The organism is Fructilactobacillus sp. X2R1C1 (assembly GCF_059901435.1).
Genome location: NZ_JBWXUV010000005.1, coordinates 1 through 23120 on the forward strand (window position 1 = coordinate 1; position 23120 = coordinate 23120).

At 39.2% G+C, this 23120-nt stretch carries 25 protein-coding genes; 22 read left to right on the plus strand and 3 right to left on the minus strand.

All coding sequences use genetic code 11. The features are described 5' to 3' along the window. The first annotated feature begins 168 nt into the window (after positions 1-168). Both AC6UDG_RS06415 and AC6UDG_RS06420 read left to right on the plus strand, forming a co-directional pair. Positions 169-1191: a linear amide C-N hydrolase gene (locus AC6UDG_RS06415; protein WP_500706828.1), complete on the plus strand. Its 1023-nt coding sequence runs from the start codon at positions 169-171 to the stop codon at positions 1189-1191. 74 nt (positions 1192-1265) lie between these two features. Continuing rightward, complete coding sequence (locus AC6UDG_RS06420; RefSeq protein ID WP_500706829.1) at positions 1266-2270, plus strand: serine hydrolase domain-containing protein; 1005 nt, start codon at positions 1266-1268, stop codon at positions 2268-2270. A gap of 43 nt (positions 2271-2313) precedes the next feature. On the opposite strand, the gene AC6UDG_RS06425 is transcribed toward AC6UDG_RS06420, so the two are convergent. Further along, positions 2314-4704: a Xaa-Pro dipeptidyl-peptidase gene (locus AC6UDG_RS06425; RefSeq protein ID WP_500706830.1), complete on the minus strand. Its 2391-nt coding sequence runs from the start codon at positions 4702-4704 to the stop codon at positions 2314-2316. Positions 4705-4827: 123 nt separating this feature from the next. Between AC6UDG_RS06425 and AC6UDG_RS06430 the strand changes: the two genes are divergently transcribed. Beyond that, entirely contained in the window at positions 4828-5184 is a 357-nt protein-coding gene (locus AC6UDG_RS06430) for a DUF1516 family protein (protein WP_500694343.1), read from the plus strand. 39 nt (positions 5185-5223) lie between these two features. On the opposite strand, the gene AC6UDG_RS06435 is transcribed toward AC6UDG_RS06430, so the two are convergent. Both AC6UDG_RS06435 and AC6UDG_RS06440 read right to left on the minus strand, forming a co-directional pair. Continuing rightward, positions 5224-5928, minus strand: a complete 705-nt coding sequence (locus AC6UDG_RS06435) for a type 1 glutamine amidotransferase (protein ID WP_500694344.1) — start codon at positions 5926-5928, stop codon at positions 5224-5226. Further along, positions 5928-7280, minus strand: coding sequence for a MurT ligase domain-containing protein (locus AC6UDG_RS06440; RefSeq protein ID WP_500706831.1), 1353 nt, complete (start codon positions 7278-7280; stop codon positions 5928-5930). The genes AC6UDG_RS06435 and AC6UDG_RS06440 overlap by 1 nt, the downstream gene beginning before the upstream one ends. 230 nt (positions 7281-7510) lie before the next feature. Here AC6UDG_RS06440 and AC6UDG_RS06445 point away from each other — a divergent pair, with 230 nt between their 5' ends. From AC6UDG_RS06445 to AC6UDG_RS06535, 19 genes are all read left to right on the plus strand, one after another. Next, a complete protein-coding gene (locus AC6UDG_RS06445; protein ID WP_500701383.1) occupies positions 7511-8083 on the plus strand; it encodes a thymidine kinase in 573 nt (190 codons plus the stop codon). Between the two features lie 20 nt (positions 8084-8103). After that, entirely contained in the window at positions 8104-9192 is a 1089-nt protein-coding gene (gene prfA / locus AC6UDG_RS06450; RefSeq protein WP_500694425.1) for a peptide chain release factor 1, read from the plus strand. Beyond that, positions 9176-10027 (plus strand): peptide chain release factor N(5)-glutamine methyltransferase, encoded by an 852-nt coding sequence (gene prmC, locus AC6UDG_RS06455; RefSeq protein ID WP_500706832.1) that lies wholly within the window; start codon positions 9176-9178, stop codon positions 10025-10027. The genes prfA and prmC overlap by 17 nt, the downstream gene beginning before the upstream one ends. A 15-nt stretch (positions 10028-10042) precedes the next feature. Further along, positions 10043-11056, plus strand: a complete 1014-nt coding sequence (locus AC6UDG_RS06460; protein ID WP_500706833.1) for an L-threonylcarbamoyladenylate synthase — start codon at positions 10043-10045, stop codon at positions 11054-11056. Positions 11057-11092: 36 nt separating this feature from the next. Next, on the plus strand, positions 11093-12337 hold the full coding sequence (glyA, locus tag AC6UDG_RS06465; protein ID WP_500699807.1) for a serine hydroxymethyltransferase: 1245 nt from the start codon (positions 11093-11095) through the stop codon (positions 12335-12337). Positions 12338-12408: 71 nt separating this feature from the next. After that, positions 12409-13041, plus strand: a complete 633-nt coding sequence (gene upp, locus AC6UDG_RS06470; protein ID WP_500694349.1) for a uracil phosphoribosyltransferase — start codon at positions 12409-12411, stop codon at positions 13039-13041. A 298-nt stretch (positions 13042-13339) separates the two neighbouring features. Continuing rightward, entirely contained in the window at positions 13340-14050 is a 711-nt protein-coding gene (gene atpB, locus AC6UDG_RS06475; protein ID WP_500694350.1) for a F0F1 ATP synthase subunit A, read from the plus strand. Positions 14051-14070: 20 nt separating this feature from the next. Then, positions 14071-14283 (plus strand): F0F1 ATP synthase subunit C, encoded by a 213-nt coding sequence (gene atpE, locus AC6UDG_RS06480; RefSeq protein WP_010021947.1) that lies wholly within the window; start codon positions 14071-14073, stop codon positions 14281-14283. A gap of 41 nt (positions 14284-14324) precedes the next feature. After that, positions 14325-14843: a F0F1 ATP synthase subunit B gene (gene atpF, locus AC6UDG_RS06485; protein ID WP_500694351.1), complete on the plus strand. Its 519-nt coding sequence runs from the start codon at positions 14325-14327 to the stop codon at positions 14841-14843. Further along, positions 14830-15372, plus strand: a complete 543-nt coding sequence (gene atpH / locus AC6UDG_RS06490) for an ATP synthase F1 subunit delta (protein ID WP_500694352.1) — start codon at positions 14830-14832, stop codon at positions 15370-15372. The genes atpF and atpH overlap by 14 nt, the downstream gene beginning before the upstream one ends. Before the next feature lie 36 nt (positions 15373-15408). Next, the gene (gene atpA / locus AC6UDG_RS06495) at positions 15409-16944 is read left to right on the plus strand and encodes a F0F1 ATP synthase subunit alpha (protein WP_500706834.1); all 1536 of its coding nucleotides are present in this window, start codon (positions 15409-15411) and stop codon (positions 16942-16944) included. 22 nt (positions 16945-16966) lie between these two features. Then, positions 16967-17893: a F0F1 ATP synthase subunit gamma gene (locus AC6UDG_RS06500; RefSeq protein ID WP_500694354.1), complete on the plus strand. Its 927-nt coding sequence runs from the start codon at positions 16967-16969 to the stop codon at positions 17891-17893. A 23-nt stretch (positions 17894-17916) separates the two neighbouring features. Further along, positions 17917-19341, plus strand: a complete 1425-nt coding sequence (atpD, locus tag AC6UDG_RS06505; protein WP_500694355.1) for a F0F1 ATP synthase subunit beta — start codon at positions 17917-17919, stop codon at positions 19339-19341. Positions 19342-19354: 13 nt separating this feature from the next. Further along, the gene (locus AC6UDG_RS06510; RefSeq protein WP_500694356.1) at positions 19355-19783 is read left to right on the plus strand and encodes a F0F1 ATP synthase subunit epsilon; all 429 of its coding nucleotides are present in this window, start codon (positions 19355-19357) and stop codon (positions 19781-19783) included. Between the two features lie 125 nt (positions 19784-19908). Continuing rightward, positions 19909-20139: a DUF1146 family protein gene (locus tag AC6UDG_RS06515; RefSeq protein WP_500694357.1), complete on the plus strand. Its 231-nt coding sequence runs from the start codon at positions 19909-19911 to the stop codon at positions 20137-20139. A 21-nt stretch (positions 20140-20160) separates the two neighbouring features. Then, complete coding sequence (gene murA, locus AC6UDG_RS06520) at positions 20161-21453, plus strand: UDP-N-acetylglucosamine 1-carboxyvinyltransferase (protein WP_500696060.1); 1293 nt, start codon at positions 20161-20163, stop codon at positions 21451-21453. A gap of 106 nt (positions 21454-21559) precedes the next feature. Then, on the plus strand, positions 21560-22573 hold the full coding sequence (locus AC6UDG_RS06525) for a rod shape-determining protein (RefSeq protein WP_500694359.1): 1014 nt from the start codon (positions 21560-21562) through the stop codon (positions 22571-22573). Positions 22574-22586: 13 nt separating this feature from the next. Further along, positions 22587-22862 (plus strand): membrane protein insertion efficiency factor YidD, encoded by a 276-nt coding sequence (gene yidD / locus AC6UDG_RS06530; protein ID WP_500694360.1) that lies wholly within the window; start codon positions 22587-22589, stop codon positions 22860-22862. Between the two features lie 42 nt (positions 22863-22904). After that, complete coding sequence (locus AC6UDG_RS06535) at positions 22905-23120, plus strand: DUF2969 family protein (protein WP_500694361.1); 216 nt, start codon at positions 22905-22907, stop codon at positions 23118-23120.

Here is a 23120-nt window from a genome sequence, read left to right on the forward strand (position 1 = left end):
ACTTTTATTTAGATAATTAGCGTTTGAATAGTTATAAACAGTGAATAAATATGGTATTTATGCCCATACGGGTAATTCAAATATGATAATGCCCTCAAACATAATTATGTTTGAGGGCATTTTTTATAAATAAAATTTTTTATAAATAAATATGAGGAGGATTTGGATATGTGTACTTCAATTATTATTAAATCTACGGATGGTCATCCGTTTTGGGGCCGTACGATGGACTTTATGGTTCCACTTTTTGATTCTCATAACGAAAAAGCGGCTGTCTCAACTAAAATCGTAAATATTCCCGCAAATCAGATAATTCAGTCAGAATTAAAAAACTGGCGTAGCAAGTATGCAGTTATGGGGATTGGCCCTGACGAAGGAAGTCTTCTGTTTGATGGTATCAATGAAAAGGGAATCACCGGAGATCTTCAGGTTCTTCTGGAAACCACTCATGGAAGTGAAACAGATTTAAAAGCTCGTAATCTAACACCAGTTTTTGGTGAGGAATTTGGGACATATGTTTTAACTCAGTGTGCGACGCTTGATGACATCAGAAGACTCGCTAAGACCACAGGATTGATTGATAAAGCTTATGTTTTTCATGGAAAAGCTGGTAAGCTCCATCTTCATTACACCTTTTCTGATGAAAACGGGAATTCCATTGTGCTTGAAGCAACGGACAATGGTGGATTTAAAATATACGATAGTATTGGGGTGATGACCAATAGTCCACGATATTCATTTCATACTACTAACCTCAGAAATTATGTTTCGTTAAATGCTTATAATCAGAAGCCGACTAAGATTGGTGGAAAATTACCGGTTAATCCAATCGAAGGTGGTACTGGATATGGAATGTTTGGGATTCCAGGAGATTATTCTTCACCATCGCGGTTTATTCGCGCAACTTTTATCTCTAAAAACATTGATGAATTTTCAGATGCTGAAGGAATAAGCACTTTATACAATTGCTTTAAGCCATTCATCGTTCCAAAGGGTATCAGTCGAAATCCTGATTTGCCGCAACAGTGCGATTTTACTCAGTATTGGGTTGGTTATGACGTTAAAAACAGGACCTTGTATTTACAAACACCAAGTTGTCCGACGATGACTCGTGCTACTCTTGATCCTAACCGCACTGAAATTGAGAAATTTGACGTTGATCAGACATGGAAGGTTAATGAGCCTAAGTAAATTTAATCTGGAAGTAATTTACTCTCTTAATTTTTAGAGAAATTGGTATAATTGAGGTTATTAGGAGAATAAAAATGAATTTTTCAAAGACAAAAGCTAAGATTAAACAAATGATTGAAAACCAGAGTATCCCAGGTGCGGCATTTTCGTTTATCACTGGGATGAACGTTGAAAGCGATGAGATGGGATTAAAGCAAGTGGAGCCAACGAAAGAAGCCGTTGGACCAAACGACGTTTACGACATTGCTTCTTTGACCAAAGTGGTCGGGACCCTGCCAGTTATCATGCGATTACTTCAAGATGGACGGATTCACCTAGATGATTCTGTTTCTGACTATTTACCAGAATGGAAGTATCCGGAGGTTACAATTCGTCATTTGTTGACCCATACTTCTGGAATTGAAGGGTACATTCCCAATCGAAATCAGATGAATATCAATCAGCTTCGTGAGGCACTCTTAGGCCTTCATGTAGGTGATGATTTTAACAAGCAAATGAAATACGAAGACGTTAACTATATTTTCTTAGGATGGATTGCTGGGTTGGTAATGGGAATTCCCATTCAACCACTGATCACACAAATGGTTCTAAAACCACTTGGTTTAAATGACACGACTTTTCATCCTGAAGCGCAACGTTCTGTCCCAACCACATACAATGAAGAAACCCGTACTAATTTGCAGGGTGAAGTTCATGACCCGAAGGCGCAAATCTTGGGCGATGATTGTGGTTCAGCTGGGATGTTTAGTACTTTAAATGACTTGTCTCGTTTTGCCCAGTGGATGCTTCAGGTTAATAGTCGTAGTAGCATCTTTAATAATGAGACGTTTGATGAATTGTATACCGATCAGACGCCAATGGAAGATGGCACCCGGTCATTTGGATGGGCTTTAGCTGATTACGAAGGTCATCCGTACATTTGGCAGTCCGGTTACACAGGGGTGGTAATCGTACTCAATCGGGACCAAAAGAGTGGCTTTGTCTTTTTGTCTAATCGGGTTCACCCTCACTTAAGTGATCATTTCATGGAAGATCGAAATGACTTAATTAACACCTATCTTGATGAATTATTTAATTAGATTAAAAACACGTTTGCTTTAATTTAAGACAAACGTGTTTTTCTTATTTATAAGGAACTTTAAGATAACTGTTTTCCAAATCAATCGTGTACTCAATCTCTTGATTCCCGCGCTGAGTCATCTGAAAGTCAGTTCCGTATAGTACTAGTCCAAGCTTTCTGCCAGCTGGAAGGTGATAGAAGGTTGGTTGTAAAGTTAAGTCAACATCATAAAATTGGTTTGGGATCAATTGATCGTTTTGATAAGCGGAATGGCGATTCTGAAGGTTCATATGTCCAAACGAGATCATTTTGTTTGGTGTTGAATGCTTATTTAAGGTGAATTCCCGTAGATCATCCGTGTACCATCTGTGTCCTAGTAGAATTCCCTTGGGCTCAAGAATAGTAGGGGTAACATTCAATCTTTTAGCGTCCCCGTAATCGACCAATTGGGCTGACAAGAGTCCGACGTTCTTAGACGTGGCGATGCGTAGATGAAGAGTACTAAATCCCGAAATGATTTGCTCTTCACTAAGAGGTAAAGTCTTAAAGATCAAACGGTGTCCCTTTAATGAACTGTTTGAATCAAGTAAATCTTTTTCCCACCGTGTTGGATGAGAACAGTATGCCTTAAATTGCGACGAATCCAACTGATCTTGGTATTTAAGTTGGCTTTTGTTTGAAGTTTTGCTTAGTTTTTCATCATTTAAATAGTATTTTTTACTATGATTATCAAGCCAGTTATTCTTTTTGTTCCACGTTTCCGGCTTGACGTTGTCTTGCACAATCACATTGGGGATTTGGTTCATTACGTTATTCTCAATCCCATATAACTCATGTGAAATCCACATGTTGACGATATCGTTGAAATCAAACGAACGAAAGGCGTTGATGTAAATGTGTTGACCTTGGTGAAGGATAATCTTTTGATTAATTGGAAGAGACTTGATTCCCTGCCATAGTTTGGCTGCGTTGACTGGTTTAACGTTCCAATCGTTCAGGCCTTGCACGATTAAGACATCAGCTTTAATGTTTTTAACGTTGTTTCGATAGTTTCTTTCGTCCCAAAATTCGTTGTAATTTCCGGTAGTACGGTCCATCTGTTTTTGCATAATTGATAAGTAGCGATCAAAGAAGGGCCGGATCTGGAAATTATCACCAGGATTGAGACTTCTACTGAATGTCTCAGCCGCTAAAACGTCAGCGTCTTCTCCCTGAAATCCGCCGGGAGCCATTACCAGACCATTTTCACGATAATAATCGTACCAAGAAGAGATGGCAGCTTCTGAAATAATGGTTTTAAGGCCATCCACTCCAGTGGTTGCTGCAGCATTGGCAAGGGTTCCTAGGTAGGATCGTCCGGTCATTGCTACGTTACCATTGGACCAGTCAGCTTTGATCTCGATATTGTCCGTTCGGTTGGTGAATGCTCGCCGTTTATGATTAAGCCATTCAATTACTGCAACTGTTGAATCGGTTTGTTCGGGAGAACCGCACGTCTGAATTCCGTCAGAATCTTTGGTTCCAATACCAGCTGAATAAACCACTGCATATCCCCGCATTAAGAAGTAGTCATTTAAGGTATAACCCGGCTTTGCAACGTGTCCCTCAATGGCTTCATCGGAAAAACCTTTTGGCGTTCTAGTACTAAACTTTTGGGGTTGTTCTTCATACATAATGTCAGAATAAATGGTATCATCTGGTTCTTTTCGAATAATTGGTTTGTTTACATCATGAGTGATTTGGTCTCCAAACGCATCGTTTGTCCCTTGGTCGTACGGACTAGCCGTATAAAGAGTTCCTAGCTTGAAACTAGTTTTGGGACGGGTGATCTCAGCTTTGATTAGATCAGCTTTTCCGTCCTTATCAGAATCAGTGTCGGTTTCAACGTAGACTGTCTCATAAATGAGGTCTTCTGGTTCAAAAATAGCCTGCGCTTTGCCATTAAAGAAGAGGGGCTTATCTTTTGGAAATCCCTTAAAGAATCCCTGGTTTGCTAAGTGATCAAGGTAGGTTTGACCAGTCTTGTTATGGGTGGTTAGTAGAAGGTACCAAGCTTGAAGTAAGTTGTCTATGTCCCACTGACCAGGTTTATTAAAGTACTTCAAATGAATTTTTTTCATCGCTTTTAGTGGTTCATCAACCTGAAAGTCGACGTCTGCTTGAAATTCAAGCAGTTGGAGGGCAACTAGGTAGAAAACCCGTTGGTTGACTTCACCATTATTTTGCAAATAATCGCCAAGTCGTTTATCTGGAATCGCTAGTCGATTATTCAATTGCTCCATTTGACCACTTTTATTGTTTACGTTAATAAGCGTTTTACTAAGTAATTTCAAAAATGCTTCTGAAACGGTTTTAGAATTTTCGATTTCGGTTGGATTAAAGCCAACTTGGGCTAACTCCCGTTTAGCGGTGTTAAGGTTAACTGGTATTTGTGCGAACTGATTATTTTTCATGTCATCCACCACTCCCTCTTTTCAGTAATTATGCCATAACCAAAGAACGGTGTTAACGAATTATGACTAAAAGTCCTTATGGATTGTGTATAATGGAGTTAATCTAAATGGGGAAGTGTTATTATGCTAATTTGGATTCATTTATTAACGTGGTTGGTTCTTTTTATTGTGGTTTGTATTGCTCTTTTTTCGAACTGGCATTTTAAAGTCATGACGATGATTGCCAGACTCTGTTATGTGATTTTAATTATTTCAGGAATTTTTCTGATCCCATTTGCATGGGGACGTGATCCAGTCTTGACGATTATCAAGGTTGTTTGCGCGTTACTATTGATTGGTCTGATTGAGATGGCGTTTGCCTTTAAATCACAACAGAAACTTTCAGGATGGTTTTTGTGGATGACCGTGATTGCAATTATAGTGGTGGCGATTCTTGGATTGCTTCTAGCAGGCGGTCGACCGTTTATTCATTTTATGTAAAAAAAGAAGCACTACCAATTAATCGGTAGTGCTTTAATTTTAGAATGATTCAACTTTTACTTTTTTCGTATCACCCGAAAAATCAGTATCGGGATACTTCTTTTCAAGGGCATTAAACATCATACGCTTAGCCAAGTTACCGTTTCGGGCTAAAATAGGGCCATGAAAGTAGGTACAGACGGTATTTTTGTAAATGGCACCCTCAGTTCCATCTTTTCCGTTGTTCCCATGTCCCTTAATGACTTTTCCCAGTGCTCGTTCACTTGGTCCTAAGTAGGTCACTCCAGCGTGGTTTTCAAAACCATGGTATTTTTCCTTGGTTTGTTCGTTTTGAATTTCAATGTTTCCAATGAAACGATTGTCTTTCATTGCATCCGTGTAGTGATCAAGAGCACCAATGCCAGGAAGCTTTTCGCCATTAGCTGCAACGTAGTAGTTTCCAAGTAACTGGAAGCCACCACAGATTGCGATGACTGGTTTACCTTGTTCAATGAAACGTTTAATTTCATCTTTCTTGGTTTGAATGTCTTTTGAAACAATGGTTTGTTCAAAGTCTTGTCCACCACCGAAAACCATGAAATCATAATCGTCAGCGTTGAACCCTTCTTCTAAACTAACAACGTTTGAGGTGACCTCAACGCCAATCTGTTTAGCGTAATATCGTAACGACAAAATGTTCCCAATATCACCGTAAGTATTCATTAAGTCACCGTATAAGTGAGCCACTCGAATGGTTTTTGTCATTAGTCCATTCCTCCTTTAATGAATCCCTTTTGTGCTAGTAAGTGTCTGAATTGAAGCATAGCCGTGTAAGTGGCCAGAACGTAAACCTTTTTAGTGGGGAGCTGTTTAATTTGTTCTAAGACTTTTTCAATGTTTGGTTCAATGATGTGATTGTCGTCATGAACCCCAGCAACCTTAAGGCGGAAGGTAATGTCTTTGTATCGTTCACCACCGGAAATGAATTTTTTAATGTTCATCTTTGGCAGACGTTCAAAGTCGCCATCCCAGATCCAACTCGTGTCAATGCCGTCAGCATAGTTAGCATTTTCAAGAAAGACAAACGAAAATGGTTCTTTTTCATGAGAAATCATATCAATGACTTGGTTAAGTCCAACTGGATTTTTAACTAGCACAATGGTTACTTCCTTGTCACCAACTTTGATTTCTTCCTGTCTTCCAAAGAGTCGCTTGTTGGTTTCAAAAGCGTGTTTAATTTGATCAGGACGAACTCCCATTTGCCGACCGGCCGCGTAAGCAGCGAGGGCGTTGTAAATATTGTATGTTCCACCAACATCAATTGAATACTGGTTTCCATCAATGTCAAAGGTTGAACTAGTTGGGGTTTCGTCCACCACTTTAGTGACTTTGTAATCTAGTTCTGGACGATGGAAACCACAGTTAGGACAGAAGTAGTCACCTAAATTTCCGTAAGTGATGTAATGGTAGTGCATAATGTGCGAACAAACGGGACAAAGGACCCCATCCGTGTTGGGAGCTGCCTTGATATCTTTATCAGCTGGTTGATCTTGAAAGCCATAGAACACTTGTTGATTTGGCATTTTTTTAGAGTTAAAAATGGCGGAATCACCGTTTGCAACCACTAGGGCATTTGGAGCTAGTAAGATCCCATTTAAGATTTTTTGGTAGGTAGTGTAAATCTCACCATAACGATCCAGTTGGTCACGGAAAATATTGGTCAAAACAAACATCTTTGGTTTGATAGCCTGAACAATCGGTTTTACGTTGGCTTCGTCAACTTCTAAGACTGCAATTGGATTTTCACCATATTTGGGATGCTTTGCTTGTAAAAAGGTTGAGACAATTCCCTGAGTCATGTTAGATCCAGTTGGATTAGTCAGAATTTGATCATATTCTTCCTTTAAGACTTGAACGATCAGTGCGGTAGTCAAAGTTTTACCGTTCGTTCCTGACACAATAATCACATCGTAATTTTTACCCAGCGTCTTTAAAATATTGGGATCAATTGCAGTGGTTATTTTTCCTGGTAATGAGCTACCACGGTGCAAAAAATTATGCAGGAACCAGTAAGATGACTTACCAGCCATGGTGGCAATTCTACTCTGAAATGACATAATGAGTTCTCCCTTAGAAATGATTAGTTTTGCACAATTAAAATAATTCTATCATAAAACTACGCTTATAAGTAAGAATAGTAACTAATTTAAGAAAAAGCAATTATTCAAATGGTAGAACAAATTTTGAATTTGGATGCGAAAAAGTGGTAAATTCGATATAATGAAAAAGTTAGTGAAAATAGAGAAAAGGTGATAACTTGGCACAATTATTCTTTCGTTACGGAGCCATGAATAGCGGAAAATCAATCGAAATTATCAAAGTCGCTCATAACTATGAGGAACAGGGTAAATCAGTTATTTTGATGACAAGTGGCCTTGATACCAGGGAAAAGAAGGGAACCATCGCTTCTCGGATTGGGTTGACTCGTAAAGCCCTTTCAATTAATTCCGATTCAAACGCATTTAAAATGGTAAAAGATGAAATTGAAAAACGCGATGAACCCATTAGTTGTGTGTTAGTTGATGAAGCCCAGTTTTTAAATAAGCATCACATCTTCGAATTAACCGAAGTGGTTGATCAATTACATATTCCGGTCATGGCATTTGGACTTAAAAATGATTTTCAAAATAAATTGTTTGAGGGATCGAAGTATTTACTATTGTATGCGGATAAGATTGAAGAAATGAAAACGATTTGTTGGTTTTGTGAAAAGAAAGCAATTATGAACTTAAGAGTCCATGATGGAAAGCCCGTTTACGAGGGCGAGCAGATCTTTATGGGTGGTAACGAGTCATATTATCCTGTTTGTCGTTATCATTATTTCAATCCTCCGATTGAAGCACAAAAGAATAAGGAGTAATAAGAATGGCTGAAGCCGATATGGATAAAATTTTTGATAAATTACAATCCGTTTCTGACAGATATGATGAATTAAACGAACTAATCAGTGATCCAGAAGTGATTGCTGACACCCAAAAATTCATGAAACTCTCAAAAGAAGAGGGCAGTCTCAGAGAAACGGTTGAAACTTACAATAAGTATAAAAAGATTAGTAAACAATTAGATGATGATGAGACCATGTTAAGAGAAAAACTTGATAGCGAAATGGAAGACATGGTCAAATCCGAGATTAGTGATTTAAAGGATCAGAAAACGCAACTTGAAGATCAAATGAAGTTGTTGTTGATTCCAAAGGATCCTAATGACGAGAAAAATATTATCATGGAAATTCGTGGAGCAGCTGGTGGAGATGAAGCCAGTTTGTTTGCGGCTGACTTATATAACATGTACACCAAGTATGCCGAACGTCAGGGATGGAAGATTGAAGTGATCGATGAAACTGATACTGAAGTTGGTGGTTTTAAAGAGATTGTTTTAATGATCACTGGTGATAAAGTCTATTCCAAGTTAAAGTACGAAAATGGTGCTCACCGAGTACAACGAATTCCTTCGACAGAATCGGCTGGACGAGTTCACACTTCAACAGCTACCGTTGGTGTAATGCCTGAGGAAGAAGATGTGGACATTGACATTGATCCAGGCGATATTCGAACGGATGTCTATCGCTCCTCTGGTGCTGGTGGTCAACATATTAACAAAACTTCATCAGCCGTCCGAATGACCCACCTTCCAACTGGGATTGTGGTTGCAATGCAAGATGAACGTTCTCAACAACAGAACCGTGCTAAGGCAATGCGGGTTTTAAAAGCTCGTGTTTATGACTACTACAAACAAAAAGAACAGAATGAGTACGATGAGAAACGGAAAGATGCCATTGGAACGGGTGACCGTTCTGAACGAATCCGGACTTATAACTATCCTCAAAATCGAGTTACTGACCATCGAATTGGATTAACCTTGAACAAGTTAGACAAAATCATGGATGGTGACTTAGATGACATCATTGATGCATTAATTGTTTCTGATCAAGCTAAAAAGTTGGAGAAATTGAATGACTCAGAAGCTTAGAAATAATGCAACTGTTTTTGAAGCCCTTAAATGGGCTTCTTTGCGTCTGGAGCAAGAAAATTTGGATCCTGATCAAGGACGCCAGGTGATGAGGTCTTTGATGGGATGGAATTTGACGGATTTGCTGATGAATTATCGGTTTAATTTGTCTGATGATCAGGAAGCTAAGTTTATTGAAATGATAGAACGGGTTCTAAATCATGAGCCACTGCAATATGTAATTGGAACTGCCAATTTTTATGGATACACTTTTCAAGTTAATCCCAGTGTTTTGATTCCAAGACCTGAAACGGAAGAATTAGTGGAGTGGATCTTAAATGATTACGATGATCATCCTATTAACGTATTGGATGTTGGAACTGGTAGTGGTGCCATTGCGGTTTCATTAAAAAAGCAACGCTCAAGTTGGAAAATAACTGGTTCTGATATTTCACTTAATGCATTAAAAATTGCTCAAAAAAATGCAACGTCAAATCACACCGAAATTAATTTTGTTCAGAGTGACCTATTTGGCGCTTTTAGTGAACAAAAATTTGACCTGATTGTCTCTAATCCACCATATGTGGGTCAAAATGAGATTAAGTATATGGATGAAAGTGTCTTAAAATATGAACCACGTCAGGCTTTATTTGCTGATAATGATGGGCTTTCAATCTATCAGAGAATTTCGCGTGATGTTGATGCTCATTTAGAGAGGGATGGCTCTCTTTATTTAGAAATTGGCTTTAGACAGGGAGATCCGGTTCAAAAGATTTTGATGAATGATAATAAAAGGCGGTCGGTTCGTCTCCGAAAGGACATGGCAATGCGTGATCGAATGATTAAAATGAAATAAAGGAGAATTTTTAAAATGGATACAAAGATATTTACGCCGGATCAGATTGATGCGGCCGCAGAAGAACTTAAGAAGGGGAACCTCGTTTCTTTTCCCACCGAAACAGTTTACGGACTAGGGGCCGATGCTACTAATGTCTCAGCGGTTAAAAAGGTTTATAAAGCTAAGGGACGTCCAAGTGATAACCCATTAATCGTTCACGTTGCTGATGTTGAGACGGTTGAGAAGTATGCTCAACCGTTAGACGAAGAAGTAAAAAGATTAATGAAAACGTTTTGGCCAGGTCCATTGACAATCATCTTAAAGTTAAAAAGGGGTGCACTTGCTAAAGAAGTTACTGGTGGACTTGATACCGCTGCTTTTCGAAATCCTGATAAACAGTCAACTCTAAATTTGATTAAGGCTGCTGGTGTTCCATTAGTAGGTCCATCAGCAAATACGTCTGGCAAACCCAGTCCTACCCTTGCAAAGCACGTTTATCATGATTTAAATGGTAAAATTGCGGGGATTTTAGACGACGGTGCTACTGACTTTGGGGTTGAATCGACAGTTATTGATATGTCAACTGGGAAGCCAGCAATCTTGCGTCCTGGTGCAGTTACCGTTGACCAGATTGAAAAAGTCGTAGGCCCAGTTGACGATGCCGTTCATCATGTTAGTGCGGATCAGGTTCCAAAGGCTCCTGGAATGAAGTACCGTCATTATGCCCCAGATGCTCAGGTTCAAATTGTTGACCATAAAGATGACTGGAAGCGAGCGGCTGATTGGATTAAAAAACAAGATGGGACTGTGGGAGTTATGGCAACTGACGATGTAATTGATGCAGTTGACTGGCCAAACAATGCAGAAATTTACAGTCTTGGAAGTGATATTAATACGGCCAGTCATTTACTATTTGCCGGACTTCGTCAATTTGATTTAGAAGATGGCGTTGACAATATTTTGACACAGGGATTTACCCCAACTGAATTAGGGGAGGCTTACATGAACCGCTTAAACAAATCCGCAGGACAAAAGCACTTTGAATAGTATACTTAATTCAAATAGTGAAATGAGGTAGATATCATGTCAGACAAAGAGTATGAAAAGATGGATCCTGAACTTTGGGATGCCATTCACGGTGAAAAAAAGCGTCAAGAGGACACAATTGAGTTGATTGCATCCGAGAACATTGCCTCAAAGGGTGTCCGAGCCGCCCAGGGCTCCGTTTTAACCAATAAATATGCGGAAGGCTATCCTGGTCATCGTTATTACGGTGGCTGTGAGTATGTTGATAAAGTGGAGACGCTGGCCATTGAACGAGCAAAAAAGTTATTTGGTGCTGAGTATGTAAACGTGCAACCTCATTCCGGCTCTCAAGCTAATCAGGCTTCATATGCCGCTTTCTTAAAGCCGGGAGATAAGATCCTTGGAATGGACCTAAATGCCGGTGGACACTTGTCACATGGTGCTAAGGTCAACTTTTCTGGTAAGATTTATCAGTCGTTCACTTATGGCGTTAATCCAGAGACTGAGCAACTTGATTACGATCATATTCAAACAATTGCAGAGGAAGTAAAACCGCAAATTATCGTAGCTGGTGCATCTGCCTATAGTCGAATCATTGATTGGCAGAAATTTAGAGAGATTGCTGATAGTGTGGGAGCCTACTTAATGGTAGATATGGCTCACATTGCTGGTCTGGTTGCAACCGGATTACATCCTAGTCCAGTAGGAATTGCCGATGTAGTGACAACTACGACTCATAAAACCTTGCGTGGTCCTCGTGGTGGAATGATTTTAAGCCAAAATAAGTACGCCAAAAAGATTAAATCAGCCGTTTTTCCTGGTACCCAAGGTGGTCCTTTAGAACAAGTAATTGCTGCTAAAGCGGTTGCCTTTCATGAAGATTTACAACCCGATTTTGTTACTTATTCCAAGCAAATTCTTAAAAATGCGAATGCCATGGCTGACGAGTTCAATAATTCCGAACATTTACGAGTAGTTTCTGGTGGAACTGATAATCATTTAATGACCGTTGATCTGACCGATACCGGTTTAAATGGTAAACAAGCTCAAGACATGTTGGATTCATTAATGATTACCACTAACAAGGAAGCAATTCCAAATGAAAAGTTGAAACCAACTTTAACTAGTGGACTACGAATTGGGACTCCCGCGATCACTTCAAGAGGGTTTGATGAGAATGATTCAAAGAAAGTTGCTGATTTAATTATTAAAGCCATTGACAATTACGATCAACCCGATGTTTTGGCTCAAATCAAGAGTGACGTATCCAAATTGTGTAAAGAAAACCCAATTACACGATAAGGAGCTAGAAATTTTTTGGTATTCCTTGTGTTATAATAGGTATAAATATAATACGAAGAGGAGAGTGCGTTATGGGCGAGTTTCACGTAATGGATCATCCGTTGATCCAACATAAATTAAGCATTATTAGAGATAAGAATTGTGGGACACGTGAGTTTAGAGAAGTCGTTAATGAAATTGCTAGTTTGATGGTTTTTGAAGTTGCTCGTGATATGCCACTTAAAGACGTTGAAGTTGAGACACCTGAAGGAACTGCGCACGCTAAGAAATTAGCTGGTAAAAAAGTTGCTGTTGTGCCAATTCTGAGGGCTGGAATTGGAATGGTAGATGGGGTACTTGATCTAATTCCGACAGCCAAAGTTGGTCATATCGGGATGTATCGTGATGAAAAAACCTTTCAGCCCCACGAATACTTTTTAAAGTTGCCAAGTGATATTGGTGAGAGGCAGATCTTCGTTGTTGATCCAATGCTTGCTACGGGTGGATCGGCAATTATGGCGCTTGATGCATTAAAGAAGCACGGCGCTAATCCCAAAAACATTAAGTTTGTTTGTCTAGTTGCTGCTCCTGAAGGAGTTAAAGCGGTTCAAAAAGCTGAACCAGAAGTTGACATTTATGCCGCTGCACTTGACGATCATCTTGATCATGGTTACATCGTTCCTGGGTTGGGAGATGCTGGTGACCGTTTGTTTGGAACAAAATAAAAATAATAATTTTAAGTGAGAGTTAATGTACTCCCACTTTTTTGTTAGATTGCTTTACGTAAAGGCCGGGTTTAAGTTTTGTCAATTTCGGTTGTGAAGTAATTGTTATAAAGACTATAAAATTAGAATTTTTGGTGCTTTATAGCTTTGAAATTTGCCTGAAATGGTGGTATTATTTCATCAGATTTGAATAAGTGAGCTTTTGACTTGTTTGAATATAGAATCGCAATTATTCAACTACTTTTTATGGCACGTTTTTTATTGCGAGTGATAATAGTTGCGAAAAGAGGTGATATCTGTGGAGCCAACTCGTACTTTTCAATTTTTAGGTCTTACTTTCAACGTCAGCAATATGATTTCTGGTGTGATTGTGGCTGTTGTTTTGTTCGCTTTTATATTCGTCTGCTCGAGAAACCTGCAGTTGAAACCAAAGGGGAAACAGAATTTATTGGAGTACATGATTGATTTTACAAATGGAATTATAAAGTCAACGATTGGTAATGATGCGCCTAAGAATTATGGACTATGGGCATTTACGCTATTCTATTTCATCTTAATAGCTAACTTACTTGGTTTGTTCTTGCATATTCAGGTAGGTAATATTGTCTACGTCAAGAGTCCTACGGCCGATCCAATCGTCGCTTTGACGTTCTCATTAATGTCTCTGACATTTGCTATGTATTGTGGTGTTGAGAAACTAGGTTATAAGGGACACTTTAAGGGATTCTTACAACCTGTCTTCTTGTTCCTACCAATCAACCTACTTGAGGAGCTTACGAACTTCTTAACACTTGGAATTCGTGTTTATGGGAATATCTTTGCTGGTGAATTGTTGGCCGGGATAATTGCTAATTTAGCATTTTCAAATGGATTGTGGCTGATTCCAGTCGCTGCCCCACTTGAGTTAGCATGGCAAGGATTCTCAGTGTTTATTGGCTGTATTCAAGCCTATGTATTTGTAACATTATCATCTGTATATGTTTCTCAAAAATTATCAATTGAGGAATAAGAAAATAGGAGGATTATATTATGGGAGCTATTGCTGCTGGAATCGCAATGTGTGGTGCCGCTATTGGTGCCGGAATTGGTGACGGTTTAATTATTTCCAAGATGCTTGAAGGTATGGCACGCCAACCAGAATTATCAGGAACACTTAGAACTAATATGTTCATTGGTGTTGCCTTAGTTGAAGTTATGCCCATCTTGGCCTTTGTTGTTGCCTTCTTGGTTATGAACAAATAGAGAAAACATTTTCTTAGTTTAGAAAAAGGAGGTGTCAATAGATGTATACACATTTAGTTATTGCGGCTGGATTCAATGTTGGTGATATGCTGTTTTATGCCATCTTGTTCTTACTCTTGATGTGGATTGTTAAGATTTTCGCATGGAAACCCGTCACAAAGATGATGCAAGATCGTGCAACTAAAATTGCCAACGATATTGATTCTGCTGAACAATCACGTAACGATGCTGCTAAGTTAGCCAAAGAACGTGCCGATGCATTACAAAACTCGCATGACGAAGCAACTAAAATCGTTAGTGATGCTGAACAAGCTGGTCAAAAACGTCGCGACACAATTATTTCCGATGCTCAAGATGATGCTAAAACCTTAAAGGATAAAGCTCATAAAGATATCGAACAAGAACGTGAAGACGCTTTAGCAAGTACTAAAGATGATGTGGCAGATTTATCTATTGAGATTGCTTCCAAAATCATTAAAAAGAACTTAAATGCTGATGATCAAAAAGCATTAATCGATTCTTATATTGAAGGGCTAGGTAATCCAAATGAGTCTAGATAAGGTTACGCTTGCCAAAAGATATTCTAATGCGCTCTTTCAAGTACTAGAAGAACATGATGAGTTAGAAACTGGGAATGCTGATTTAATGGCGATTAAAGACATTTTTCAAAGTGACCCTGGTTTATCTATCGCATTAGCAGGGCCAGTGCTTGATCTTAAGCAAAAAGATTCGATCATTAATTCTTTGATTGATGGCGCAACTTCTCAGTACGTCAAGAATTTTGTAAAGATGGTCTATGACTATGGGCGTATTAATGATATGGTCGCGATTATTGATGAATTTGGCAAATTATATGATAAGAAGCAAGGAATCGTGCGTGCTAGCGTAGTTACAGCAGTTCCAATGAATGACGAAGAGAAAGACAAGTTAACCAAGACATTTGCCAAAAGGGTTGGTGCTAAAACAGTTGACTTATCTGCGAAAGTAGACAGTAGTATTATTGGCGGTGCGATTTTGTCGTCAGATAACGTTGTTTACGACGGAAGTGTTCGTACTAAAATTAAAGAAGTACGTAATTTGCTCTCTTAGTCGATAAGATATCTATATTGAAGAGGTGAAACTTTTATGAGCATTAAGGCTGAAGAAATTAGTGCCCTAATTAAAAAACAATTAGATGGCTACAAAGACGAACTTAACGTCGACGAGACTGGTGTCGTTACCTATGTTGGTGACGGTGTTGCTCGTGCATATGGTCTAGATAATGCTTTATCCGGTGAATTACTGGAGTTCCAAAATGGTGTTTATGGAATGGTGCAAAACCTCGAAAGCAACGAAGTTGGTATCGTTGTTTTAGGTGACTTTACAGGTATTCGTGAAGGTGACAGTGTTAAAAGAACCGGAAGAATCATGGAAGTTCCTGTTGGAGACAATATGGTTGGACGAGTTGTGAACTCATTAGGCCAACCAATTGATGGTAAAGGTGAGGTCAAGACCGATCAAACTGCTCCAATTGAGAAAAAAGCACCTGGAATCATGCAACGTCAAAGTGTTAAACAACCACTACAAACTGGTATCAAATCAATTGATGCTTTGGTTCCAATTGGTAGAGGTCAACGTGAGTTGATCATTGGTGATCGAAAGACTGGTAAGACTTCAATTGCGATTGATACAATCTTGAACCAAAAAGATCAAGATATGATTTGTATCTACGTTTCAATTGGACAAAAAGATTCAACTGTTAGACAACAAGTAAACACCCTCCAAAAGTACGGTGCGATGGATTACACAATCGTCATGTCAGCTGGTCCATCTGAACCTGCTCCCTTGCTTTACATTGCACCATATGCTGGTGCAACCATGGGTGAGTATTTCATGGACAAGGGTAAAGATGTTTTGATTGTTTTCGATGACTTAACGAAACAAGCTAATGCTTATCGTGAACTTTCCTTAATTTTGAGACGTCCACCTGGTCGTGAAGCTTATCCTGGTGATATTTTCTACACCCACTCACGTTTACTTGAACGTGCTGCTAAGTTGAGTGACAAGATGGGTGGCGGTTCGATGACCGCTCTTCCAATTGTTGAGACGCAAGCAGGGGATGTTTCCGCTTATATTCCAACCAACGTAATTTCAATTACTGATGGTCAGATCTTCTTAAACTCTGACATGTTCTATTCTGGAGACCGTCCAGCCGTTGATGCTGGTACTTCAGTTTCTCGTGTTGGTGGAGATGCCCAAATTAAGGCAATGAAAAAGGTTGCTGGTACATTACGTTTGGATCTTGCTTCATATCATGAACTTGAATCGTTTGCTCAATTCGGTTCTGATCTTGATGAAGCTACTAAAGCTAAGCTGGATCGTGGATCTAGAACGGTGGAAGTCTTAAAGCAACCACTTCATTCACCACTACCAGTTGAAAAACAAGTTTTGATCTTGTATTGCTTAACTCATGGCTACCTAGATAAAATTGCCGTTGATGATGTTTTAAGATTCCAGGATGAGATCTTCAAATTCTTTGATACAAATTATCCTGACCTACTTGAAAGCATTAAGAAAACTGGTGATCTTCCAGATGAAAAGAAGCTAAACAGTGCAATCCAAGAGTTTGCAAGCACCTTTAAGCCTTCAGCTAAAGGTGACAGTATAGTTAATAGTAATTAACTTGAAGGGAGGATAACAACTAATGGCTGAATCGATGAATGATGTAAAGCACAGAATCGCATCGACCAAGAGTACACGTCAGATTACCGAGGCGATGCAGATGGTTTCAACGGTTAAGTTGAACAGAATTCAGGCACATACAGAGAACTATAATCAGTATGTATCTAAGGTTAAGTCTGTAATCGCTCATCTGGCTCAGTCCGATTTGTTAGAGGATAATAAACCTTCAAGTCAAGATTCAAAAAATGCTAAGAAAAAGACCGCCTATATTGTAATTTCATCTGATCGTGGAATGGTTGGAAGCTACAATAGTAATGTAATCAGAGGTGCCAATGAGTTTATTGAAAAGCACACTCCAAATACTGATGATTATATGATTTTAGCAATTGGTGGTAATGGTGCAGACTTCTATAAGAAGCGTGGAGCAAACGTTGCATACGAAAATCGCACCGTTTCAGATGTTCCTACTTATACCGAAGTTCAAGGGATCGTTAAGACCATTACCTCCATGTATAATGATGGAATTTATACTGATTTGTACATTTGTTATAATCACTTCGTTAACCGAATTTCCTCTGATTTTAGGGCTGAAAAGCTTCTTCCCATGGATAAAGAGTCAATTCAATCATCTATGGATGATAAGAATAGTGGTCAAGCTGGATCTGATGTCAAAGTTAAAAACTTGATTGAAGATTATGATATTGAGCCATCCGCTAAGGCTGTGCTTGGTGTTGTAATTCCTCAATATGCTGAAAGTTTAATGTATGGAGCAATCTTGGATGCCAAGACAGCTGAACATGCTTCCAGTTCAACTGCAATGAAATCAGCCACTGATAATGCCGATGATTTGATTTCATCACTTGAACTCAAGTATAACCGGGCACGACAGGCAGCTATCACTACTGAAATTACAGAAATTACTGGTGGTCAAGAAGCATTGAACCATTAATAGATGGGAGGAATTAAAGCATAATGAATACTACTGGTAAAGTACAACAAGTTATCGGGCCAGTTGTTGATGTTAAATTTCCCCTAGACGGTGATTTACCAGAAATTAATACTGCTTTGAACGTTAAAAAGGGTGACAACAAGCAATTAGTTGTTGAAGTTGCTCTTGAGTTAGGTGACGGAGTGGTACGTACCATCGCTATGGACGGAACCGATGGTTTACGTCGTGGGATGGATGTTGAAAATACTGGTGCTCCAATTGAAGTGCCAGTAGGTAATGATACTCTAGGTCGAGTATTTAATGTTTTAGGTCAGCCAATTGATGGTGGACCAGAATTTGGTCCTGATCAAACGAGATGGGCCATTCACAGACAACCACCTAAGTACGATGAGTTAAACCCATCGACTGAAGTTCTTGAAACTGGAATTAAAGTTATTGATTTATTAGCTCCATATATTCGTGGAGGTAAAGTTGGATTATTCGGTGGTGCCGGTGTTGGTAAGACCGTTTTGATTCAAGAATTAATTCATAACATTGCTCAGGGTCATAACGGTATTTCCGTTTTCACTGGTGTTGGTGAAAGAACCCGTGAAGGTAATGATATGTACTTTGAAATGAAAGGATCGGGTGTGTTAAAGCATACTGCCATGGTGTATGGTCAGATGAATGAGCCACCTGGTGCTCGTATGCGTGTGGCATTGACGGGTCTTACACTTGCTGAGTACTTTAGAGATGCTGAAGGTGATGATGTTCTTTTATTCATTGATAACATCTTTAGATTTACCCAAGCTGGTACGGAAGTTTCAGCTCTGTTAGGACGTATTCCATCAGCCGTAGGTTATCAGCCTACTCTAGCTACTGAAATGGGACAACTTCAAGAACGAATCACATCAACTAAAAAGGGTGCGATCACTTCAATTCAAGCTGTTTACGTTCCAGCCGATGATTATACCGATCCTGCTCCTGCAACAACGTTTGCCCATTTGGATGCTACCACTAACCTTGAGCGTTCATTAACGCAACAAGGTATTTATCCTGCCGTTGATCCATTGGCATCAACATCATCTGCCCTTTCTCCAGAAATCGTTGGACAAGAACACTTTGACGTTGCAAGTCAAGTTCAACACGTTCTTCAGCGATATCGTGAATTACAAGATATCATTTCAATTCTAGGAATGGATGAATTATCCGACGAAGAAAAGACGATTGTTGGTCGTGCTCGTCGTATTCAATTCTTCTTATCACAAAGTTTCACCGTTGCCGAACAGTTTACGGGTCTTCCAGGTAAGTATGTATCCGTTAAGGATACTATCGCCGGCTTCAAGGGAATTCTCGAAGGTAAGTACGATGATATTCCTGAAGACTGTTTCAGAAACTGTGGTGGAATTGATGATGTCGTTGCAAACTACAACAAACTGAAAGAACAAAAAGCAAGTCAAAGCAAATAGGAGGCTGATCTAATTGGCTGATAATAAATCGTCAGTATTAACCGTTAGTATCGTTACTCCTGATGGCGAGGTTTATTCCAATGATCAAGTCACCATGGCTATCATTGAAACAATGATGGGTGACCTTGGAATTTTAGCTAACCATGTTCCAGTGATTGCTTCTTTAAAAATTGGTGAAACGAGGTTTAAGTTTAATGGAAATGACATGGATACCGTTGCGGTCAATGGTGGATTTGCCGAATTTTCCAATAATACTTTAACCATCGTTGCTGATAGTGCTGAACGTAAAGGTGACATTGATGTATCGAGAGCTACTCATGCCCGAGAGCGTGCAGAACAGAAGATTAAAGATGCTCAATCTAAGAACGATACGGATGCATTGAAACGTGCACAAGTTGCTTTACAAAGAGCTGTTAATAGAATTAATGTTGCACAACATTAATTAAAAAAGAGGAATTTTTTAGTTCCTCTTTTTTGTTACAATTTTTTACATGGACCTCCGATTTACGACAATTGAATGATTTTATGATAGTATATAGTAAGAATGAATATTAGGAGTATCGCGTAATGAATCCATTTGGAGTTGAATCTTTAATAACAATAATTAGTCAGCTATTCTTTATTGCATTAGCTTTTTGGTCTATACAAGGAATTCACTTTGAACGGTTTTTACCAATTCAAGAACGACAGGGGAAGGTCTTGATTGTCCTCCTTTCGATCGTAATTGGTTTTATATGCAGTTCGTTCTTTATGTCATTCATTGATAACTTAAAAAATTTAACAGTACTATTTAAATAATACGTAATAGGAGAGAGTACCATGGAAAAAATTGTTGTGCATGGCGGAAACAAACTTAATGGTCGAGTTCACATTGAGGGTGCAAAAAATGCCGTTTTACCGATTCTAGCTGCTACTATTCTTGCAAGTGATGGCGAGACTGTTTTAACCAACTGTCCCATGTTGTCCGATGTGTTTACTATGAATGAAGTTTTAAAACATTTGGGCATTCGAGTTGATTTTGATAAAAGTAAAAATAAAATTACAGTGGATGCTTCTGGGCAAATTTCACCAGAAGCTCCGTACGAATATGTTTCAAAAATGAGAGCCTCAATTGTTGTGATGGGTCCACTTTTAGCTCGCTTAGGTCAAGCAAAAGTTGCTTTACCAGGAGGATGTGCAATTGGAAGTCGTCCCATTGACTTACATTTGCGTGGCTTTGAAGCCTTAGGTGCTCACATTGAACAACATGATGGTTACGTAGAAGCATCTGCTCCTAACGGACTTACTGGAACCGATATTTATTTCGATTTTCCAAGTGTTGGTGCTACTCAAAATGTAATGATGGCCGCTACCCTTGCAAAGGGAACTACCAAGATTCAAAACGTTGCCCGTGAACCTGAGATTGTTGACTTACAAAAAGTATTGAACAAAATGGGAGCAAAAGTTTCTGGAGCAGGCACTGATACGATTACAATTACCGGAGTATCAAGTGTTCATGGTGCTAGTCATGAAGTGGTTCAAGATCGAATTGAAGCTGGGACTTTTATGGTTGCCGCAGCGCTTACTGAAGGAAATCTTTTAATTGAAAACGGGATTACCGAACATAACTTACCATTAATTTCCAAAATGAAACAGATGGGGGTTAAAGTTGAACAAGAACGCGATGGTGTTCGTGTCATTGGACCCGCAAAATTAAAACCAGTTAACGTTAAGACTGCCCCATATCCAGGCTTTCCTACTGACATGCAGCCTCAAATGACAGTACTTCAGTTAAGGGCCGATGGTGTCAGCAAGCTAACGGAAACTGTTTTTGAAAATCGGTTTATGCACATGGAAGAATTACGCAGAATGGGTGCTAAGTTCGACATTAATGGCGAAACGGTCACCATGTATGGACCAACCCATTTTGAGGGTGCTAAAGTTGCTGCGACTGATCTTAGAGCTGCAGCTGCCTTGATTTTAGCTGGTCTAGTTGCTGATGGTTATACGGAAGTTACTAATCTGAAGTATCTTGATCGTGGCTACTACGAATTTCACAAGAAACTGCAAAAACTTGGCGCAGAAGTTGAGCGAATCCCAATTAAAGAAAGCGACGCAATTGCTAATGACTAACTTGATCGTTAGAAAAATTTAGATAATTTCGTATGTGATAATTCTCTTTTGCTATTCTGGATATGCTATAATTTAGTTAAACGATGTTACGGAAGGAAGTATTTTTATGGCACAAGATATTGGGATTGACTTAGGAACTGCTAACGTTCTTATATACGTTACGGGGAAGGGTATTGTTCTTAATGAACCATCTGTAGTTGCCGTTGATACTAAAACAAATAAGGTATTGGCGGTCGGTTCTGAAGCTTACCAAATGGTAGGTAGAACTCCTGGAAACATTAAAGCCATTAGACCTTTAAAAGACGGAGTTATTTCTGATTTTGATATTACTCAAGAAATGCTTTCGTATTTTATCAGTAAATTAAGCGTTAAGGGCGTTGTTTCTAAACCACAGACGATGATCTGTGCTCCTACAAACATCACTAACATTGAACGAAAAGCAATTATCCAAGCAGCGGAACGCGCAGCTGGTGGCGAAGTTTTCATTGAAGAAGAGCCTAAAGTAGCTGCCGTAGGTGCTGGTATGGATATCTACCAGCCTCATGGTAGCATGGTAATCGATATGGGTGGTGGAACCTCAGACATTGCGGTTCTTTCACTCGGTGATATCGTAGCCAGTAAATCACTTAAAATTGCTGGAGATGTGATGAACGTTGATATCGTTAACTTCTTGAAACAAGAACATAACCTTATTATCGGTGAACACACCGCTGAACGAATTAAAATGCAGATTGGAACGGCAGACGTTTCCACCCAAGATGTTAAAGAGATGGAGGTTAGAGGTCGTGACTCAGTTAGTGGGATGCCTAAATCGGTAACCATTACTAGTCAGGAAGTTGCGAGAGCTATTAGTGGTTCAATTAACTCCATTGTGTCAGGTGCAAAGGCAGTCTTAGAGACAATTCCACCAGAAATTTCAGCTGATATTATTGATCGAGGAGTAATGTTAACCGGTGGTGGTGCACTTCTTAAAGACATTGATACTGTAATTTCAAATGCATTAACGGTTCCGGTTTATATTTCTGAAGATCCTTTAGATAACGTTGCAAAGGGTGCTGGTGAAATGCTTGAGCACATGAGTAGCAATAAAAAGAGTCGTGGATTTTTCAGTAGAAAATAATTGAGAGAAAAAATTGAAACGAGTATTTATATCTTTAATTAAGTTTTACCAGCGCTTTATTTCACCATTGTTTCCGCCTAGTTGTCGGTACTCACCAACCTGTTCGCATTATACGCTCGAAGCGATCAATCGCTTTGGAGCATTGAAAGGGACACTGATGGGGTTTACACGAATTTTGAGGTGTAATCCACTGGTTAAGGGTGGATACGATCCAGTTCCCAAGAAGTTTTCATTGGGAAGAAATAAAAAAGCTGAGGAAGATTATCGTCGCTCGATGAAGCTAAAATAGTTGATTTTATCAACTATTTTTTATTCTAGGAGGTTTTTAAGCGTGAATCGAAAGGAAAAACGAATCGGTGTTAATATTATTGATGATCCAGAAGAAAACGCGTTGAAATTGGTGCAAATTGGCGGTCATACCGTGGGCACCATTGAAGAAAAGAACGGGAAGTCAATTTGTGTGGTTGGTGACAAAACTTTCCATGAAAACAGCGAAGAAGATGCTGTTGCTGAGGTAATAAGAGAGTATAATTTGCACCAAAGATAA

What these genes read in the sequence shown, in the direction of transcription:
- AC6UDG_RS06415 (WP_500706828.1), top strand. Translation starts at nt 169, where the DNA reads ATGTGTACTTCAATTATTATTAAATCTACGGATGGTCATCCGTTTTGG.
- AC6UDG_RS06420 (WP_500706829.1), top strand. Translation starts at nt 1,266, where the DNA reads ATGAATTTTTCAAAGACAAAAGCTAAGATTAAACAAATGATTGAAAAC.
- AC6UDG_RS06425 (WP_500706830.1), bottom strand. Translation starts at nt 4,704, where the DNA reads ATGAAAAATAATCAGTTCGCACAAATACCAGTTAACCTTAACACCGCT.
- AC6UDG_RS06430 (WP_500694343.1), top strand. Translation starts at nt 4,828, where the DNA reads ATGCTAATTTGGATTCATTTATTAACGTGGTTGGTTCTTTTTATTGTG.
- AC6UDG_RS06435 (WP_500694344.1), bottom strand. Translation starts at nt 5,928, where the DNA reads ATGACAAAAACCATTCGAGTGGCTCACTTATACGGTGACTTAATGAAT.
- AC6UDG_RS06440 (WP_500706831.1), bottom strand. Translation starts at nt 7,280, where the DNA reads ATGTCATTTCAGAGTAGAATTGCCACCATGGCTGGTAAGTCATCTTAC.
- AC6UDG_RS06445 (WP_500701383.1), top strand. Translation starts at nt 7,511, where the DNA reads ATGAATAGCGGAAAATCAATCGAAATTATCAAAGTCGCTCATAACTAT.
- prfA (WP_500694425.1), top strand. Translation starts at nt 8,104, where the DNA reads ATGGATAAAATTTTTGATAAATTACAATCCGTTTCTGACAGATATGAT.
- prmC (WP_500706832.1), top strand. Translation starts at nt 9,176, where the DNA reads ATGACTCAGAAGCTTAGAAATAATGCAACTGTTTTTGAAGCCCTTAAA.
- AC6UDG_RS06460 (WP_500706833.1), top strand. Translation starts at nt 10,043, where the DNA reads ATGGATACAAAGATATTTACGCCGGATCAGATTGATGCGGCCGCAGAA.
- glyA (WP_500699807.1), top strand. Translation starts at nt 11,093, where the DNA reads ATGTCAGACAAAGAGTATGAAAAGATGGATCCTGAACTTTGGGATGCC.
- upp (WP_500694349.1), top strand. Translation starts at nt 12,409, where the DNA reads ATGGGCGAGTTTCACGTAATGGATCATCCGTTGATCCAACATAAATTA.
- atpE (WP_010021947.1), top strand. Translation starts at nt 14,071, where the DNA reads ATGGGAGCTATTGCTGCTGGAATCGCAATGTGTGGTGCCGCTATTGGT.
- atpF (WP_500694351.1), top strand. Translation starts at nt 14,325, where the DNA reads ATGTATACACATTTAGTTATTGCGGCTGGATTCAATGTTGGTGATATG.
- atpH (WP_500694352.1), top strand. Translation starts at nt 14,830, where the DNA reads ATGAGTCTAGATAAGGTTACGCTTGCCAAAAGATATTCTAATGCGCTC.
- atpA (WP_500706834.1), top strand. Translation starts at nt 15,409, where the DNA reads ATGAGCATTAAGGCTGAAGAAATTAGTGCCCTAATTAAAAAACAATTA.
- AC6UDG_RS06500 (WP_500694354.1), top strand. Translation starts at nt 16,967, where the DNA reads ATGGCTGAATCGATGAATGATGTAAAGCACAGAATCGCATCGACCAAG.
- atpD (WP_500694355.1), top strand. Translation starts at nt 17,917, where the DNA reads ATGAATACTACTGGTAAAGTACAACAAGTTATCGGGCCAGTTGTTGAT.
- AC6UDG_RS06515 (WP_500694357.1), top strand. Translation starts at nt 19,909, where the DNA reads ATGAATCCATTTGGAGTTGAATCTTTAATAACAATAATTAGTCAGCTA.
- murA (WP_500696060.1), top strand. Translation starts at nt 20,161, where the DNA reads ATGGAAAAAATTGTTGTGCATGGCGGAAACAAACTTAATGGTCGAGTT.
- AC6UDG_RS06525 (WP_500694359.1), top strand. Translation starts at nt 21,560, where the DNA reads ATGGCACAAGATATTGGGATTGACTTAGGAACTGCTAACGTTCTTATA.